The following is a 15,037-nucleotide window of genomic DNA, read 5'->3' as shown; positions in this document are numbered from 1 at the left end:
TCCTCCCGAAAAAACAAATTAGAGCGGCTTAAGAAGCTTAAGCGCTTCCTTGGATGGTTCGACCCCGAGCCCATGCCCTTGAAGAAGAGAATACTTTCCGGATTTACAGTCCATATTCCCGACTAGCAAGTTGCGATTTGGTTCAAAGATCGAATGTTGGAATTCGTGCCCGCGTGTTGCCGGCAACACAGCAGAAGCCTGAAGGCTTGCTGCCAGAAAGATCCCCGCGCCAATGGTGGCATGAGGAATGACGTCAATGCCGAGCTGACCGGCAAGCTGACCAATCCGCACAAAGCTGGTAATGCCCTTGTGGCCCATTTCCGGCTGAACTATCGAGATTTTGCAACTGTCAACACGGTGCTGCATATCCCACACGGTTCGCCATTCCTCACCAACCGCAATTTTCTGAGCGGTGTTGTGAGTGACGTGAGTCAGAGCTTTAATATCTTCTGTTCGCACTGGAGCTTCAGCAAACCACAGGTCGTGAGCAGCCATACCTTCAATCAGGTTCAGTGCTTCCCCTGGGGTTTGGTTCCAATGCATGTCCGCTGCAATTCGGGCTTGCGGCCCAAGGGCCTTGCGCAAACTTTCAATTTCAGCAACTGGACCATCATCTGCAACTGGCGTGGCAAACTTGAAAGCGCTGAAGCCTTGCGCCTGCCAGGAAAGTGCCAGCTCTGCGCGGGCTTCACTTGTTGGTTCAGGTAAGCCGGAAATGTAAGCCGGTATGGTGTCATGCACCGCACCACCTAACAAATCGGCAACAGATTTCTCTGCCTGGCGACCAGCGATATCCCAAAGGGCGATATCAAGTGCGGCCAGCGCATCAACATAAAACCCGCCGGTGTATCCACGAACGCGCATCAGATCATAAAGATCATCGAAGATACCAGCCGGGTCTTTTGGGTCCCGGCCAATGGTAAAGCCAGCAAGCAGGTCATTGATGATGGCGCCAACAGCGCCCGGCGCTGCAAGGCCGTAGGTCTCGCCCCATCCAACAACGCCGTTCCGTGTCTCGATACGCACAAGCACAGAGCGATCAAAGATCGGGTATACGGTGCGATTGCCTTTCCGCACAAGATAACCTTGCGCGTTTGGCTCTTCTCCCGGGCGCGCTGCCCCAAGATAAGGGGTATCGCGTGGTTGGGTTAGAGTGAAAACCTCAACTTTGGCGACCCGATCAGTCATTCTGCAGCTCCTTGCAAAGCGACAGCCGGGATGAGACCGAGTTCGACAAGGTTCCCGTCAATATCTGCAACCGCGGCTTTGTCCAGATTAGGCGTTGGCGCACGCACACCGATATGGGTGATTACGCCACGCTTCATCAAAGTATGTTTTGTCAAACGCATGCGGTAGAGCGCCTGCAAAGCCAAAAGCGGAAGCGTGCGGACATAAAGATCACGTGCCTTGGCACGATCACCACAGCGCCACGCTGCATCCATTTCAACATGCAAGTCTGCAATTTCAATGGCTGGCATCGCTGCGCAAGCGCCACGCTGATATTCGTCCAGAATATAACGAGCACCGCCACCGCCGATAACACCCTTCAGATGAGCAGGAGCATTGGCAAGGATATGTTCAATTGCCGGTCCTGCTGGAAGGGTTTCTTCCTTTACGTAGGTAACGGCGGGCACCTGTTCCAAAATATCCAGAATAGTTTGCGGAGACAAGTCATCGCCACGCGGTGCAGGTGCGTTTTGCAGGATGATTTCAACGCCGGGCAAACCAGCTGAAACTTCCGCCATAAACGCAGCTACATTTTCCGCACCCAGTTCCTTTGGCGGCTGCACCATCAGGTGGTTGACGCCCAGGTCCATGGCGACACGCCCATGACCGATAACTTGCTCTGGCGTCGGCGCGCTCGCACCAGCCACAATCGGGATCCGACCGTTGACTGTGGTCACGACGATTTTGAGCAGCTCAGCCCGTTCGTCTCCAGTAAGGGCTTCTACCTCACTTGCGAAACCAGGATATACCACGCCATTCACACCGCATTCGAGCGCGAAAGACACGACGGATTTCAATGCTGTCAGGTCGACACCGCCCTCTGGAAGGAAGGGGGTCGGTAACACCGGCAATATGCCATTTAGATTTGCTAGGGTCATAGGTCCACATTATGATACAATGTATTATGAATTGATACTAAACGCTTTTGGGTGCATATTGCAATAGTGTTTAATCGTAGAAGTCGAGGAATATTGAAAATGACAAAAACACCGGCCGGAACGAAGCATCGGATTGTCATTGACTGGGGCACAACCAATTTTCGCGCATACCTCATTGATAATAAAGGGGTAACTGTCGATGAAGTTGAAGCAGGGAGCGGAATTCAGCACCTGTCAGAGGGCGAATATGAGCCCGAACTCTTGCGCCTTGTGGGCAAGTGGCTGAAGGAACACGGTGCATTAAAAATTTATGCATTGGGCATGATTACAAGTCGCAATGGTTGGGTTGAAGTGCCTTATGTTGCCTGCCCGGCGTCCTTAAAAGATTTATCCAAAGGAACTATTCGCAAGATTTTGAGTGATGGCTCTGAGATTATCTTCCTGCCAGGGATCACGAATACTGGTAGCTTCCCGTACCCTGATGTGATGCGCGGTGAAGAAACCCAGATCATCGGGCAAGTGATCCAGATGAAGCCAGATGACGAAAGCACGATTGTGCTCCCTGGAACTCATAGCAAGTGGGCAAAGGTGGAAAATGGAACCATCGTACAGTTTCAGACTTTTGTGACAGGTGAGCTCTTTGCTTTGCTCACGACACATTCCTTCATCGCCAAGGTAGCAAAGCCAAGCACGCAGATAAATGTTGATGCCTTTGAGCTGGGTGCACGCACAGCAACTGCGAATAAGCCTCAATCTAATGCCCTACCAACTCTTCTCTTTTCCGCACGGACTGGCATGCTGGCCAATCAACTCAGTCCGGCAGACTTGCAGGACTATCTCTCAGGTGCGCTGATCGGTCACGAGTTCCAGATGGCGCTCGCCTCAGGCTGGGTTCAGCCCGGTGGCCAGGTCACGATCCTCGGCAATGACGGACTGAACGATCGCTATGCCCGCGTTGCAAAACTTATTGGACTGAAGATTGCAGAAATGGCAGACGACACTGCGCTAGCCGGAGCAACTGCCATTGCCCAGGAACTGGAAACACTGGATCAAGTTGCGTGATAGCGACCTCTGGACTGATCCGGGAAAAGTGGAAGGGAAAATAAGCTTAAGAAAACTACAGACAGCCACCATATCAAGCTTGTGGCTCGCAATCTGCTGGTGCAGGATTTTACCTGCACCAGACCTCGTTGGAAGTGACAACACCGGTATAACGACCTGATAATTAGAAAAACAGTTAATCATCAAGTTGTTATGGGGTGCCTACTTGTCGGCCGTAGTCAATGGTCAAATATTTTGAAAGTCGCCGTGACGACCTGCTCCATCTCTAAAACGTCCAGCCCCATTAACCCCTTGATTGCGAAGCGATGCCAATCCGTTTGCCCATTCGTTTTGCAGTCCAGCCCGCACGGACATCCCACGGGATTCAATAATTGTACGGCGGTCAGCACGGACGGCCTCTTGCGGGAAACGAGCAATTTCATGGGCCAGAGCCTCAGCCTCGATCCGCGCCTGACCATGGGCAACAACCCTCTCCGCCAAACCGATACGTATGCATTCTTCTGCTTCGACTTTTCGGCCTGTCATGGCGATCTCAAGGGCCTTGCCTTGCCCGACCAGACGAGGCAAACGCACGGACCCTCCATCCATCAACGGGATACCCCAACGACGACAAAAAACGCCCATATATGCGGTTTCTGCCATCACCCGGATGTCCGCCCATAGAGCCAACTCCATGCCTCCAGCCACGGCAGCACCTTCGATGGCAGCGATAACGGGCTTTGACAGCTCCATTCGTGACGGTCCAAGCGCGCCGGGTGCGGTTGGCGCAGACCCTATGGGCATCGCGAGCATGTTTAAGTATGGGTCACGTGTTTCAGGGTCAGAGAGCGATGCCGCAAGTTTCAGATCCCAACCCGCGCAAAAATGATCACCGGCACCACAAAAAACCGCGACGTGGGCATCGCTATCCTCAAACTGTTGAAATGCATCGACCAATGCGTAGGCGTGCTCGGTATCAACAGAATTGCGTGCCTCCGGGCGGTCGTGGATTATTGTCCAGACGGAATCGTTCTTCTCAATATGTACAGTCATTTTTTTCCCTCAAATCAATAACAGTGTTACTGATTTGATAGGAAATTAGACAAGATGGTGTCAAGAAGATTTTCCGCATTGGTTCCCAAAGACTGGTCGCGACGTAACGTTGCCATCATCGAGATGCCGATCAACGCGCTAAAAAGAGCAGCCGCATTGTCTTGCGATTTTTCGTGATTACCTGACAATGCGAAAAACAACTCCTCGAATATTTTGACTGTTTGAGACAATTGAGAATTCAAACGCGTATCAACGTGTTTGCCAAAACCAGTTTTGTGCTCGCTCTCGAACTGGTAGAGGCCAAGTTTTTGTTCGAACTGGTTAGTGCGATAGTGGTCCAAAAATGCGGTTGCAGACGCTCTGAGAGCGGCAGCTGGGTTGTCGGGTCTTTCATGTGCGGCGCTGGAAACTGCCCTAAACAAACGGTCAAGGCTCTGTCCTAGAAGGGCCGCCAAAATTTCATCCTTACCCTTAAAGTGGTTGTATATCCCACCTGTTGTCTGATTTGTTCTGGCGGCTATTGCGCGAAGACCGACGTCGATCTTTCCCGTTTCTTCAAATATTTCGCGCGCAGCGGTTAGTATCCGTAACCGCTTTTCGTCTTTGTCTATCCGCGTCATTTGGCCTCCGGCGAATTTTTGGCCAATTTGTCACGTTACATTGCAACGGTGTCAAGGGATGTCTAATGAACGGAGGGATGTTTTGTCAGCGTGTATGATTAGGTTTGGACACCCCTGGAGCAATGGGTTGCCCACTGTCACGTTCAAAGACCGCCTGCTTGAAGCCGACCTCTTGCGCGCGTTCCCTGAACCACATGCCTTCGGGAGAATGACGCGATACCCCGTCAAACATGGTCGCAAACATCTGAGTATGGTTGATACCCATGTGTTCATAGGCCTGGTTGACCACCATTTTGGTCATCATTAATTGATTGCGAGGTACACCTGTTAAACGCCCTGCGAGCTTGTTGACTGCGTCATCTAGTTGGTCCTCGGGAACTGCATCAAAAGCAAGACCCATGGATTTTGCTTCGAGTCCTGTCAAAAGCGATCCTGTCATCATCATGTATTTGGCTTGCTGCATTCCAAGGCGGTAAACCCACATGGACGGAGTGGGCACTCCCCAGACGCGTGCAGGAGGATATCCGATACGTGCGTCTTCAGTCATGATAAGAAAGTCGCAGCACAGAGCGATATCCGAGCCACCTGCAACCGCTGCGCCATGCACCTTGGCGATTGTTGGCTTTGTCGCGCGCCACAGTTTCATAAAGTCCTGCGTGTTCTTCCACATGAAGTTGAAATCAACGGTCGGATCCCATGGCATTTCCTGTGATCCGTTAATCTCGCCATCCGCTTCGGCGTATGCCACCAGATCGTACCCACCACAGAAGCCTTTTCCTGCACCCTGAACAACAATGGCGTGAACACCATCATCTGCCTCTGCTCGCGCCACTGCAGCCGCAATTTCCTGAGGCATTGGATCTACGATGGCGTTCAGGCGTTCTGGTCGGTTTAGCGTTATTGTTACGATCCGACCGTCGGTTTCATAGGATAGCGTTTGATAGGGCACAAGCAGCCTCCCTGATGCGGTAAATTTCATTATTGAAATTAATCGCATCATTCAAGACACTTTTCAAGGTACTGCGTCCAAAGTTCCAATCCGTGTACCTCATACGTGGCCAACGTTGTTGAAAGTTCCCGCAAGTTTGCGTGGTTGCCGTAGGGCTCGGGAAGTCTTGGGTTTTTTAGCACCGACTTCACTGCACAACGCCCTACCGAGAGCACCTCGGCAACAGTCTCTCCAGTGATCTCGCCCCTTGTTTTTAATAGGCTGTCATTCAGCAAACTTACAATGTTGTCGTGGTTCTGAACGCTATCGTTCCAATGGCTCATCAGATGTGTTTCCAGCTTCATCTCAACCTGGCGCATTTCAGAAAACTCGAATTGATCCGCCGCAGACCAGGTCGCAATGCGCTGGCGCATCGCAGGTAGCCCGCCCGTTATATTATCTGGTCTGATGAATAACTGAGGTCGCCATTTGCGAAATCCGTACCTGTGCAGCAGATCTTCTTTGGAAAGCGACTCGCTACGGGAAAGTTTGGCGTTGTTTGACCAGCTAGCCAACACCCAATGGCCAGACCACTGGATGATTTCTTCGACATAGTCTCGCCAACTACGGTTAAAGCTCCACTCAATCATAGGCTTTTCGGGAAGCCCATAAATACCACGGCCCAGATTGCGTAGCTTTTCGCGTTCCTTCAATCTTGACAAGGCCGCACGCATTGTCGCGCTCGAATAACCAAATGCACTCCCTGCATGTACGGCCTGCGCGGGCGTAAAAATCCCCCATCCAACATACCCAAAATATCTAGGATCAATTCAGATGCCGTTGGGATATCTTGCGTCAGTGCAGGATCGGTATTGTTCATTTCATCACCGTGTTGAACCATCGTTAGAATTTAGTGGCAGTGTCGCATAAACAGAATTTGGCATATATTTTCCCAGCCCCATGAATCTGGGCGTCATGAAACGCGCTGGAACGTCGGGCGCACCAAGGTTGTCATCCTATTAAGAACGGAGACGCCAATTTTGCCTCCGTCCTCTGATTGTCAACCTCTCGGGACCTGAGGATAGGCCCTATCACCTGCTTATAGCGCCCCATTACTGTCTCATCCCGCGACCGCCGGCCGCATCCGGTTAATTTATGCCAGTTCTGTCCGGGTCGGATCACCATCACAGGCATCACCTCCGAAAAATATGGCAACCGGGTCTTCAATTTGATCCAGCAGTCCAGGCAACGCTATCTTCAATCACCAAGGCCAACTCACCGCGACTACGCAAGCTTTCGTTATACCCCGACCGGTTGGTCACTTTGTATCTAACTTCCGGAAACTGTGTCGGCGATTGGTATTGTTTTAAAACGACATAGAAGGGATTTTTAGAGAAGGATATTTCAGCCAAGATTATGCCTAAGGCCGAATTACGCAACAGCGCCATGCGCCGCAACCATCACATCATGCAGGTGCATAATTTTGCGCGACTGGCTGAAAGTGTAGTGAAAGTCCTCATCTGAAGGAGGGGAGAGTTGTTTCTTCAAGCGAACTCATGCAATCTGCGATTTTTGTGATCCAAATACACCTGAGGCCTTGATGACTGAGACAAAAGATGGCCGTCAAATTGCGACAATCGTAGATGTGGCTGAACGGGCCGGCGTGGCTGTTGGCACGGTATCTCGGTTTATTAATGGCCGCGAAGTACGCAAAACCAACGAGATGCGTATTCGGGAGGCAATCAAAGAACTGGGCTACCAGACCAATACTTTTGCGCAGGCCATGAAGACCGATGTAACCAAAACGATTGCGCTTGTTATGGATGGGTTTGATGAGTTTCACACGCAAGTGCTGTCGAACGCCATTACTCGGTTTTTTGATCACGGTTATCAAGTAACAACCTACCATCTGAAGAATGAGAGGGGCGGGCTAGACAATCTTATGTCCATCATGAACGCCCGCAAGTTTGACGGTGTGGTAATGAGCGGCACATTCAACAACACCATCTCGCTTGAGCAGTTGCGCACATTACAAAAGCCCATTGTTCTGTTCAACGACGAAGCAACAGGCATCGATATTGACCGGGTGCTGGTGAACAATCGTGAAGTCTCAAAACGTGCTGTTCAACATATGGTCGAGATGGGCCATAAGCGGATTGCCATCGTCAAAGCCAGTGACAAACAATCCTCCTCGCGTGGGCGTTTTCAGGGTTTTTGTGATGCAATGATGGACGCTGGTCATGAGGTGCGGGATGAATACATCTGCGAAGGTGATTGGAAGCTTGCGGATGGGTATTTTGCGCTGAAGGAATTGATGGACCTCCCAGAACCACCAACAGCACTGTTTTCAGTAAACTACGAGATGACCATGGGCGTACTGGAAGCTATGAAGGAGATGGGGCTGGAAGTGGCAAAAGACCTGTCCTTGGTAAGTTTCGATGACCCCTATTTCTTCCGCTTGCTTAACCCAAGTATCACCGCAATTGCACAGCCCCATGAAGAGATAGCTTCTCGATTAGTGGATATGATGCTGACTCGCCTCAACAAAGACATATCCTCCTCCTCCCGCAAGATGACAGTTGCTTGTGATGTAATCCTACGGGATTCTGTAACTAAGATTCTCTAATTTTTCTCAGTGGTGGATTTTATCGAAACCTCATAAAAATCAAATGGGATAGCTCCTATGTTCCCGATATTTCACGCGCACACTCCAAGTTGACGTTGTTGATATTAGTTGACAACGGTATCAACTAAGTGAAAACTCTGCCTTGAATACGGGATCTCGATGGGGAGAGATGCTGTTTATCTGGGGGGATATTATGAAATTTATTAGATTCGCGGCTGTGGCCTCGATATGTGCATTTTCAAGTTTATCTGCAGCTCATGCAGAGACAGAACTCAAAATCTGGAACCTTACAAGTTCAAGCGATGCTGTAAATAAACATTGGGAAGAGGTGATTGCCAGTTATGAAAAGGCCAATCCCGATGTCACGTTAAAATTTGAAACCTTTCCTAATGACGCCTATAAAACTAGCCTTCAGGTTGCTTTGGCTTCAGATGCCGGACCTGACGTTTTCTTCAACTGGTCTGGCGAAGATGCAGCTGTTTTGAGCCGTAACGGTTTGACTGCTGATCTCTCTGAAATTGGAGCAAAGCCGGGCATGTGGGGTGAGAAGATCGCACCGGGCATGTTTGATGCATTTAGCGTAAATGGGCAAGTACATGGTGTGCCAACGCACATGATCACCAAGTATATGTTTTTCAATTCAAGCTTTTTTGCAGACAACAACCTCAAAGTTCCGGCAACTATTAGCGAGCTAAAACAATCTTGTAAGGCCATTCGCGACATTAACTCACGTATGTCCCCGATCTCTCTGGGCAATGCAGAGAAATGGAAGGGTGTGCACTATATTTCGACGTTGAACCAAAAGATCGTGGGTGAAGCGCAGGTCGCTAAAGATTATGCGCTGGATGGCGAAGCCACAGCGTTGTTCTCTGATCCAGGTTATGTGGAAGCTCTTCAGACTCTTGTCGACCTCAGTCAAGCTGGTTGCTTCAACAAAGCGCCTAATGCAACTACAGCAGATGCTTCCCGCAGCCTGTTTGCAGCGGGTCAGGCGGCGATGATCTATTGCGGCAACTGGTGTCCAGGTACGTTTGATTCAGAAGGCTTGGAAGGCGGATATGACCTTGCCCGGTTCCCAGCTGCTGAAAACGGAAAGGGCAATCAGGGTTACAATTTCGCACTTCTTGAAGGTTTTCAGATTTCTGCCCGAACAAAAAACGTAGATGCTGCAGCCAACTTCGTGAACTTCCTCGTTTCCGGAGAAATTCAAGCCAAGCGCGCCCGCGACTTTGGTCGGCTGCCGGTCAACGCCTCTCATATGAGCGAAGAAGATGGAACACCAATTTTCCGCAAGATCGCGGCAGATGCTGGCAGCTACACCGGGCTGGTGCTCATTCTGGACGTAGGGTTGGACAAAGCAGTTTCAGAACATTACCTCGCCATCATTCAGGAAGTGTTGAACGAGACCAAGACTCCAGAGCAAGCCATGAGCGAAATTCGTGAGCGTGCCCGGAAAGTAAAAGAGCAGCAAGGATAACCCCTTCCTCTCAACAGAGTCTCATCTATGACAGCAATATTAGAACAGGAGAGCGCGGCCCTCGGTCGCGCCGCTCCGACCACGCACATCCGCCGAAGTTCCATTTTTGGCTGGATGATGGTGTTACCAGCACTCAGCATGTTTGCCCTGTTTATCTTGGTGCCGTTTGTCCAGACGCTGGTCTACTCGTTTTATAAGTTCGGGTTAACGTCTCCCACCAGAGAATTCGTTGGCTTCTCACATTACGTAGAAATTGCACAGGATGACATCTTCTGGATTGCGTTTCAGAACAACATCATCATTGCAATAACAGGCATCATTCTGCAAATCGGTATGGGGTTGCTGCTTGCCGCCATTCTGGATCGTGGGATCAAGCGCGGTAAGAGCGTTATCAGCGCCATCATTTTCATGCCAATCGTTATCTCCACCATCGCCATCGGGATGCTGTGGCGACTGGTGTTTGATCCCAATACCGGCATGATTGAAGAGCTGTTCCTCCTCTTGGGCTGGGCAACGCCTTTACGCGGGTGGTTGGGTGATCCTGACATCGCGCTCTTTGCCGTCATCTTTGTTGGCTTCTGGCAGTACACCGGTTTCATGATGAGCATTTTGCTTGCGGCTATGCAAGGCATCCCGCGTGAGCTTTATGAAGCCGCTAAGCTGGATGGGGCAGGGCCATTCCTGAGTTTCTTCAACGTGACGCTGCCCGAGCTGCGTAATGTGCTGATTGTATGTGTGTTGATCACCGTGATCAGCGCTTTCAAAGTGTTTGACCTTATTTATGTTCTCACTTCAGGCGGGCCGGGAAACTCCACGCAGGTGATGGGCTCCTATATCGTTCAAAATGCCTTCACTATTGGGCGCATGGGGTACGCCAATGCGGTCTCGGTAATCCTTTTGGTGATTGCTTTGGGTCTTGGCATTGTTCAACTGCGTACAAGCCGGAGGGACAGATGATCAAGTTGCCCTTCAGTACACTCAGGCTGCTCATGTACACGTTCATTGGCGGGTACTGCATTTTCATACTTACACCGCTCAGTTGGTTGGTCTTCACTGCCTTTAAAAAGCGCGGAGAGATCTTTGCCAATCCGTCGGGCCTGCCAAGTGAGCTCTACTTCGGAAACTTCGAACGAGTGTTTTCATCCGGCATAGGAACCTACTTCCTCAACTCGCTGATTACCTCCGTGGTCTCAGTGACTGGTATTGTCGCGATCTCAACTTTGGCTGCTTATGCGTTAGCGCGAATACCTTTCAAAGGGCGGATGTGGGTCTACATTCTCATTGTCGCCTCTTATGCCGTACCACTGCATGCGGTGTTGGTGCCCATGTTCCAGATGCTGGATGATTTCGGGCTTCTCAACTCTTTGGCTGGGCTCATCCTGCCCTACACTGCCTTTGGCATCCCGTTCACGGTGATCCTGCTGTACGCATTCTTTCTGGAGTTTCCGACAGACTTGGAGGAGGCGGCAATACTGGATGGTTGCTCGCAACTGCGCACCGTCTTTTCCATTGTGTTGCCACTGTCCAAACCGGCTCTTCTCAGCGCAGCGATTTTTCAGGTTGTGTTTGTCTGGAACGAGTTCCTCATCGCATTGCTAATTTTGACGTCCAAAGAAGTAAAAACGTTACCGCTTGGTCTCACTTCTTTTCAAGGTCAGTACTCCAGCGACTGGGGCGCAATTATGGCCGCGGTTCTTCTTTCAGCATTGCCAATTGTCGGGCTGTATTTGGCCATGCAAAAGCACTTCGTGCGTTCGCTTACAGGAATGGGAAAATAGATGACAACACTCGCGATCTCAAATCTCTGTAAGAGTTTCGGTAATGTGGACGTACTGCATGATATTGATCTAGCCGTGAAAACTGGTGAGTTTGTTGTTCTCGTCGGGCCGTCTGGCTGCGGAAAATCAACCCTCCTGAGGCTGATAGCTGGTCTTGAAGACATTGTTGATGGAACGATCCAAATCGGGGATCGTGTCATCAACAATGTGGAGGCCGACAAGCGTGGCATTGCCATGGTGTTTCAGTCCTATGCACTTTATCCGCATATGAGCGTGGAGCAGAATATCGGTTTTTGCCTACGGGTTGCCCGTCAACCAGCTGCACGCATCAAGGAGAAGGTGAGCGAAGTCGCCAAAACCTTGCAGATAGAGCAACTCCTTGCCCGCAAGCCGGGAGAACTCTCCGGCGGCCAACGCCAACGCGTTGCCATAGGTCGTGCGATTGTGCGTGATCCGGATGTGTTTCTGTTCGACGAGCCGCTTTCCAATCTGGATGCAGAGCTTCGTGTGCAGATGCGTCTTGAGTTGATGAAGCTGCACAATCGCCTGAAGGCAACCATGATCTACGTGACCCACGATCAGGTGGAAGCGTTGACCATGGCAGACAAGATCGTGGTGATGCGGGATGGAGTGATTGAGCAAGTTGGCACGCCCATCGAACTCTTCAATAACCCCTGCAATAAGTTTGTGGCTGGCTTTATCGGCACACCAAAGATGAACTTCCTTTCCGGTGAACTTACTTCCGTCTCTGAGCAGTCCTTGACGTTGGACTTAGGCAAAGATGTGACTCTTGAACTCCCCAACAACTGGCAGGGCAATCCCGCCGTTCAAGCCGGTAAAAAACTGTGTGCTGGCATTCGCCCCAATGAAGTTTGTGAAGGTGAAGCAGGAAAATCTACGTTGCGCGGAACAGTGAGCGTGGTGGAGCAACTAGGTCGCGAAACACTTTCCCATATGGTGCTTCCCAACAAACAGTACATCTCCGTTTTGGAGAACGGCCAACACTTTCATGATGTAGGGAAGACATGGACCGTCTCGTTAAAACCTGAAGCTATCTATCTGTTTGATGAGAGTGAGCAAACCATATCGCTCACGAAGGAATTCGCATAATGACCAGAAGAAACGTGAATGATCCCCTGTTGCTACGTCAGGTCCACCTGGATTTTCATACAGGGCCACAAGTGCCTGATATCGGGCTTCATTTTGATGAAAATGAATTTGGGGATACGTTGGTTAAAGCCGGTGTTCAGTCCATCACTCTGTTCGCCAAGTGTCATCATGGGTACTCATATCATCCCACCGAAGTTGGTAAACCTCACCCTAATCTGAAGACCAACCTTCTTCGTCGTCAGATCGATGCATGTAAAGCGCGGGGCATTGCCACGCCGATTTACCTCAGCTGTGCATGGGATGAGCTGGCCTGTCATGATCATCCCGAATGGCGGGTGGTGGATGAGAACGGTAAATGGATTACTACTGGTGGAATCGATCATTTACAGGGACCCAGCTGGGGCATAATGGACTTCGGTACTGGATATCTGGATTATCTTTGCAACCAGATAGAAGAGGTGGTTCGCATGTTCCCGGAAGGGGATGGCATCTTCCTCGACATATGCCACCAGTACGTAAGCCTCAGCTCACAAAGTATGGATGCGCTGAAAGCCAAAGGCATGGATTGGCAGAACGGTGAACACCTTGTGCAACATGCATCCGATATGCGCGATGTATTCCTGCGCAGAACGACTGACGCTGCCCGTAGCGTTCATTCAGATTTACCGGTGGTTCACAACCACGGCCATGTGACACGTGGGGATCGCCGTATCCTTAACTTTAACAGTCATTTGGAAATTGAAAGCCTGCCAACGGGTGGTTGGGGTTATGAGCATTTCCCGGTTTCCGCTCGGTATGCGGAGACAATTGGTGCCAAGTATCTCGGTATGACTGGCAAGTTCCATACGTTTTGGGGTGAGTTCGGCACTTACAAACCCGGCTATGCTTTGGAGCAGGAAAGCGCCATGATGCTGGCATTTGGTGCAGGCAGTTCCGTTGGAGATCAGCTGCATCCCTCCGGTGTCATCGACCAGACGACATATGACCAGATCGGTCAAGCTTTCAAACTGATTGAGGCACGCGAGCCTTACCACACCGGAAGTGAAGGCGTTGCCGAGATTGGAGTTATGTCAGCTGAAGCGATCAATGATCCCTTCACCATCTGTACATGGCCCAAACATGCCCCGGGAGATGAAGGTGTTGTTCGTCTGCTTCTGGAATGCCAGATGCAGTTTGATGTGCTGGACCGGGATTGTGATCTCAGCCCGTATAAGCTTCTGATCTTGCCGGATGAAGTACAGGTGGATGCTGACCTCAAAGGCAAACTGGATACCTATTTGGAATGCGGCGGCAAACTCCTGCTTTCTGGCAAAAGTGGTGTTGACGAAAACGGATTCCAGTTTGATGTTGGTGCAGAATACTGCGGGACCAGTCCGTTTGACGTGGACTATGCATTGCTAAGCGCGTCTGAGTTTGGCGAAGCCCCCAAAACACCTGTTTGTCTCTATGAAGGATCGCAACGGATCAAAGTCACCAGTGGCACGTCCCTTGGGGATGTGTATGAGCCGTACTTTAAGCGCTCCGTTGAACACTTCTGCGGCCATCAACACACGCCAAACCGGCGTGAGAAATCAGGCTATGCAGTAGGCGTAAGCAATGGGTCAATCACATACTTCGCGCATTCCGTATTTTCTATCTACATGCATAAAGGGCCGGTGGTTCTGCTGGACGCTTTGCGAAATCTCATCAGCTCTCTCTTGGAAACGCCGTTGGTCAAAGTGACCGAAGATCCCATGCCGGGCTTGAGGGTTACTCTTCGCCACCAGCCGGAAAAAAAGCGGTATTTGCTGCACGCCTTGTTCTCAACTCCTCGGCTGCGCGGCCAGAATAAGGGCACCAATATTGAAGTCATTCAGGAGAAGGTTCGATTGCGCGATATCTCTCTGGATTTGAAGCTTCCGCAATCAATCAGAGAAGCAGGTAGTGTGAATGCAGGCGAAGTAATACTCAGCACTCACGATGGAATTCAACGCCTCCTGATTGGTGAACTTAACGGACACGCCGTCGTTCCATTGTCCTACGCTTAACGACTTCTTAGAATCCTCCAATTCAGACAAAGGGTGTTAATTGGAGGATTCTAGCTAACTACGAACCGAATTAATGGGTCACGCCATCAAATGCCAGTTATGCAGATGTCGGGCTCATAATCGGTGCAAGCGCATATAGGAACGATCAGCTCGCTACACAGAACAAGCTCATGGCTCGCTCAAACATTGAATTTGGACGAGGTAAGCTATTCATTGGCGTGCAGCACCTGAAACTGGTTGTGTCGCAAAGTTTACTCGCTTTCCAACTCTGG

At 50.6% G+C, this 15,037-nt stretch carries 14 protein-coding genes; 7 read left to right on the top strand and 7 right to left on the bottom strand.

Annotated features, from left to right (window positions below):
- Window positions 1-18: 18 nt before the first annotated feature.
- Together BLS62_RS28930 and BLS62_RS28925 are read right to left on the bottom strand one after the other, a co-directional pair.
- A complete protein-coding gene (locus tag BLS62_RS28930; RefSeq protein WP_093190663.1) occupies window positions 19-1,188 on the bottom strand; it encodes a mandelate racemase/muconate lactonizing enzyme family protein in 1,170 nt (389 codons plus the stop codon).
- Window positions 1,185-2,105: a dihydrodipicolinate synthase family protein gene (locus BLS62_RS28925; RefSeq protein WP_093190658.1), complete on the bottom strand. Its 921-nt coding sequence runs from the start codon at window positions 2,103-2,105 to the stop codon at window positions 1,185-1,187. The genes BLS62_RS28930 and BLS62_RS28925 overlap by 4 nt, the downstream gene beginning before the upstream one ends.
- A 99-nt stretch (window positions 2,106-2,204) precedes the next feature.
- Between BLS62_RS28925 and BLS62_RS28920 the strand changes: the two genes are divergently transcribed.
- Entirely contained in the window at window positions 2,205-3,167 is a 963-nt protein-coding gene (locus tag BLS62_RS28920) for a 2-dehydro-3-deoxygalactonokinase (RefSeq protein WP_093190654.1), read from the top strand.
- Between the two features lie 225 nt (window positions 3,168-3,392).
- Here the strand turns inward: BLS62_RS28920 and BLS62_RS28915 are convergent, their stop codons facing one another.
- The 5 genes from BLS62_RS28915 to BLS62_RS30895 all read right to left on the bottom strand — a co-directional run bounded on the left by BLS62_RS28915 (window position 3,393) and on the right by BLS62_RS30895 (window position 7,195).
- The gene (locus BLS62_RS28915; RefSeq protein ID WP_093190650.1) at window positions 3,393-4,199 is read right to left on the bottom strand and encodes a crotonase/enoyl-CoA hydratase family protein; all 807 of its coding nucleotides are present in this window, start codon (window positions 4,197-4,199) and stop codon (window positions 3,393-3,395) included.
- A gap of 26 nt (window positions 4,200-4,225) precedes the next feature.
- Window positions 4,226-4,819 (bottom strand): TetR/AcrR family transcriptional regulator, encoded by a 594-nt coding sequence (locus tag BLS62_RS28910; RefSeq protein WP_093190646.1) that lies wholly within the window; start codon window positions 4,817-4,819, stop codon window positions 4,226-4,228.
- An 85-nt stretch (window positions 4,820-4,904) separates the two neighbouring features.
- Window positions 4,905-5,768, bottom strand: coding sequence for a crotonase/enoyl-CoA hydratase family protein (locus BLS62_RS28905; protein ID WP_244283685.1), 864 nt, complete (start codon window positions 5,766-5,768; stop codon window positions 4,905-4,907).
- A gap of 47 nt (window positions 5,769-5,815) precedes the next feature.
- Complete coding sequence (locus tag BLS62_RS28900) at window positions 5,816-6,481, bottom strand: hypothetical protein (protein ID WP_093190636.1); 666 nt, start codon at window positions 6,479-6,481, stop codon at window positions 5,816-5,818.
- 489 nt (window positions 6,482-6,970) lie between these two features.
- Window positions 6,971-7,195 (bottom strand): hypothetical protein, encoded by a 225-nt coding sequence (locus BLS62_RS30895; RefSeq protein ID WP_143521635.1) that lies wholly within the window; start codon window positions 7,193-7,195, stop codon window positions 6,971-6,973.
- Between the two features lie 152 nt (window positions 7,196-7,347).
- Here BLS62_RS30895 and BLS62_RS28895 point away from each other — a divergent pair, with 152 nt between their 5' ends.
- The 6 genes from BLS62_RS28895 to BLS62_RS28870 all read left to right on the top strand — a co-directional run bounded on the left by BLS62_RS28895 (window position 7,348) and on the right by BLS62_RS28870 (window position 14,765).
- Complete coding sequence (locus BLS62_RS28895) at window positions 7,348-8,373, top strand: LacI family DNA-binding transcriptional regulator (RefSeq protein ID WP_093190632.1); 1,026 nt, start codon at window positions 7,348-7,350, stop codon at window positions 8,371-8,373.
- A 193-nt stretch (window positions 8,374-8,566) separates the two neighbouring features.
- The gene (locus BLS62_RS28890) at window positions 8,567-9,850 is read left to right on the top strand and encodes an ABC transporter substrate-binding protein (RefSeq protein ID WP_208991293.1); all 1,284 of its coding nucleotides are present in this window, start codon (window positions 8,567-8,569) and stop codon (window positions 9,848-9,850) included.
- 27 nt (window positions 9,851-9,877) lie between these two features.
- Window positions 9,878-10,807: a carbohydrate ABC transporter permease gene (locus BLS62_RS28885; RefSeq protein WP_093190622.1), complete on the top strand. Its 930-nt coding sequence runs from the start codon at window positions 9,878-9,880 to the stop codon at window positions 10,805-10,807.
- Window positions 10,804-11,628, top strand: coding sequence for a carbohydrate ABC transporter permease (locus tag BLS62_RS28880; protein WP_093190618.1), 825 nt, complete (start codon window positions 10,804-10,806; stop codon window positions 11,626-11,628). The genes BLS62_RS28885 and BLS62_RS28880 overlap by 4 nt, the downstream gene beginning before the upstream one ends.
- Window positions 11,629-12,738, top strand: a complete 1,110-nt coding sequence (ugpC, locus tag BLS62_RS28875; RefSeq protein ID WP_093190613.1) for an ABC transporter ATP-binding protein — start codon at window positions 11,629-11,631, stop codon at window positions 12,736-12,738.
- Window positions 12,738-14,765: an alpha-amylase family protein gene (locus tag BLS62_RS28870; protein ID WP_093190609.1), complete on the top strand. Its 2,028-nt coding sequence runs from the start codon at window positions 12,738-12,740 to the stop codon at window positions 14,763-14,765. The genes ugpC and BLS62_RS28870 overlap by 1 nt, the downstream gene beginning before the upstream one ends.
- Window positions 14,766-15,037 lie beyond the last annotated feature (272 nt).

The sequence above is a fragment of the Pseudovibrio sp. Tun.PSC04-5.I4 genome, from assembly GCF_900104145.1.
In the GTDB taxonomy this organism is placed as follows: Bacteria; Pseudomonadota; Alphaproteobacteria; order Rhizobiales; family Stappiaceae; genus Pseudovibrio.
This window is presented reverse-complemented; position numbering and strand designations above follow the sequence as displayed.

Bases quoted from the DNA above. Each gene is read 5' to 3' on its own strand.
- BLS62_RS28915 (WP_093190650.1), bottom strand. From the start codon at position 4,199: ATGACTGTACATATTGAGAAGAACGATTCCGTCTGGACAATAATCCAC.
- BLS62_RS28900 (WP_093190636.1), bottom strand. From the start codon at position 6,481: ATGCGTGCGGCCTTGTCAAGATTGAAGGAACGCGAAAAGCTACGCAAT.
- BLS62_RS30895 (WP_143521635.1), bottom strand. From the start codon at position 7,195: ATGGCGCTGTTGCGTAATTCGGCCTTAGGCATAATCTTGGCTGAAATA.
- BLS62_RS28880 (WP_093190618.1), top strand. From the start codon at position 10,804: ATGATCAAGTTGCCCTTCAGTACACTCAGGCTGCTCATGTACACGTTC.
- BLS62_RS28920 (WP_093190654.1), top strand. From the start codon at position 2,205: ATGACAAAAACACCGGCCGGAACGAAGCATCGGATTGTCATTGACTGG.
- ugpC (WP_093190613.1), top strand. From the start codon at position 11,629: ATGACAACACTCGCGATCTCAAATCTCTGTAAGAGTTTCGGTAATGTG.
- BLS62_RS28890 (WP_208991293.1), top strand. From the start codon at position 8,567: ATGAAATTTATTAGATTCGCGGCTGTGGCCTCGATATGTGCATTTTCA.
- BLS62_RS28895 (WP_093190632.1), top strand. From the start codon at position 7,348: ATGACTGAGACAAAAGATGGCCGTCAAATTGCGACAATCGTAGATGTG.
- BLS62_RS28930 (WP_093190663.1), bottom strand. From the start codon at position 1,188: ATGACTGATCGGGTCGCCAAAGTTGAGGTTTTCACTCTAACCCAACCA.
- BLS62_RS28885 (WP_093190622.1), top strand. From the start codon at position 9,878: ATGACAGCAATATTAGAACAGGAGAGCGCGGCCCTCGGTCGCGCCGCT.
- BLS62_RS28870 (WP_093190609.1), top strand. From the start codon at position 12,738: ATGACCAGAAGAAACGTGAATGATCCCCTGTTGCTACGTCAGGTCCAC.
- BLS62_RS28910 (WP_093190646.1), bottom strand. From the start codon at position 4,819: ATGACGCGGATAGACAAAGACGAAAAGCGGTTACGGATACTAACCGCT.
- BLS62_RS28925 (WP_093190658.1), bottom strand. From the start codon at position 2,105: ATGACCCTAGCAAATCTAAATGGCATATTGCCGGTGTTACCGACCCCC.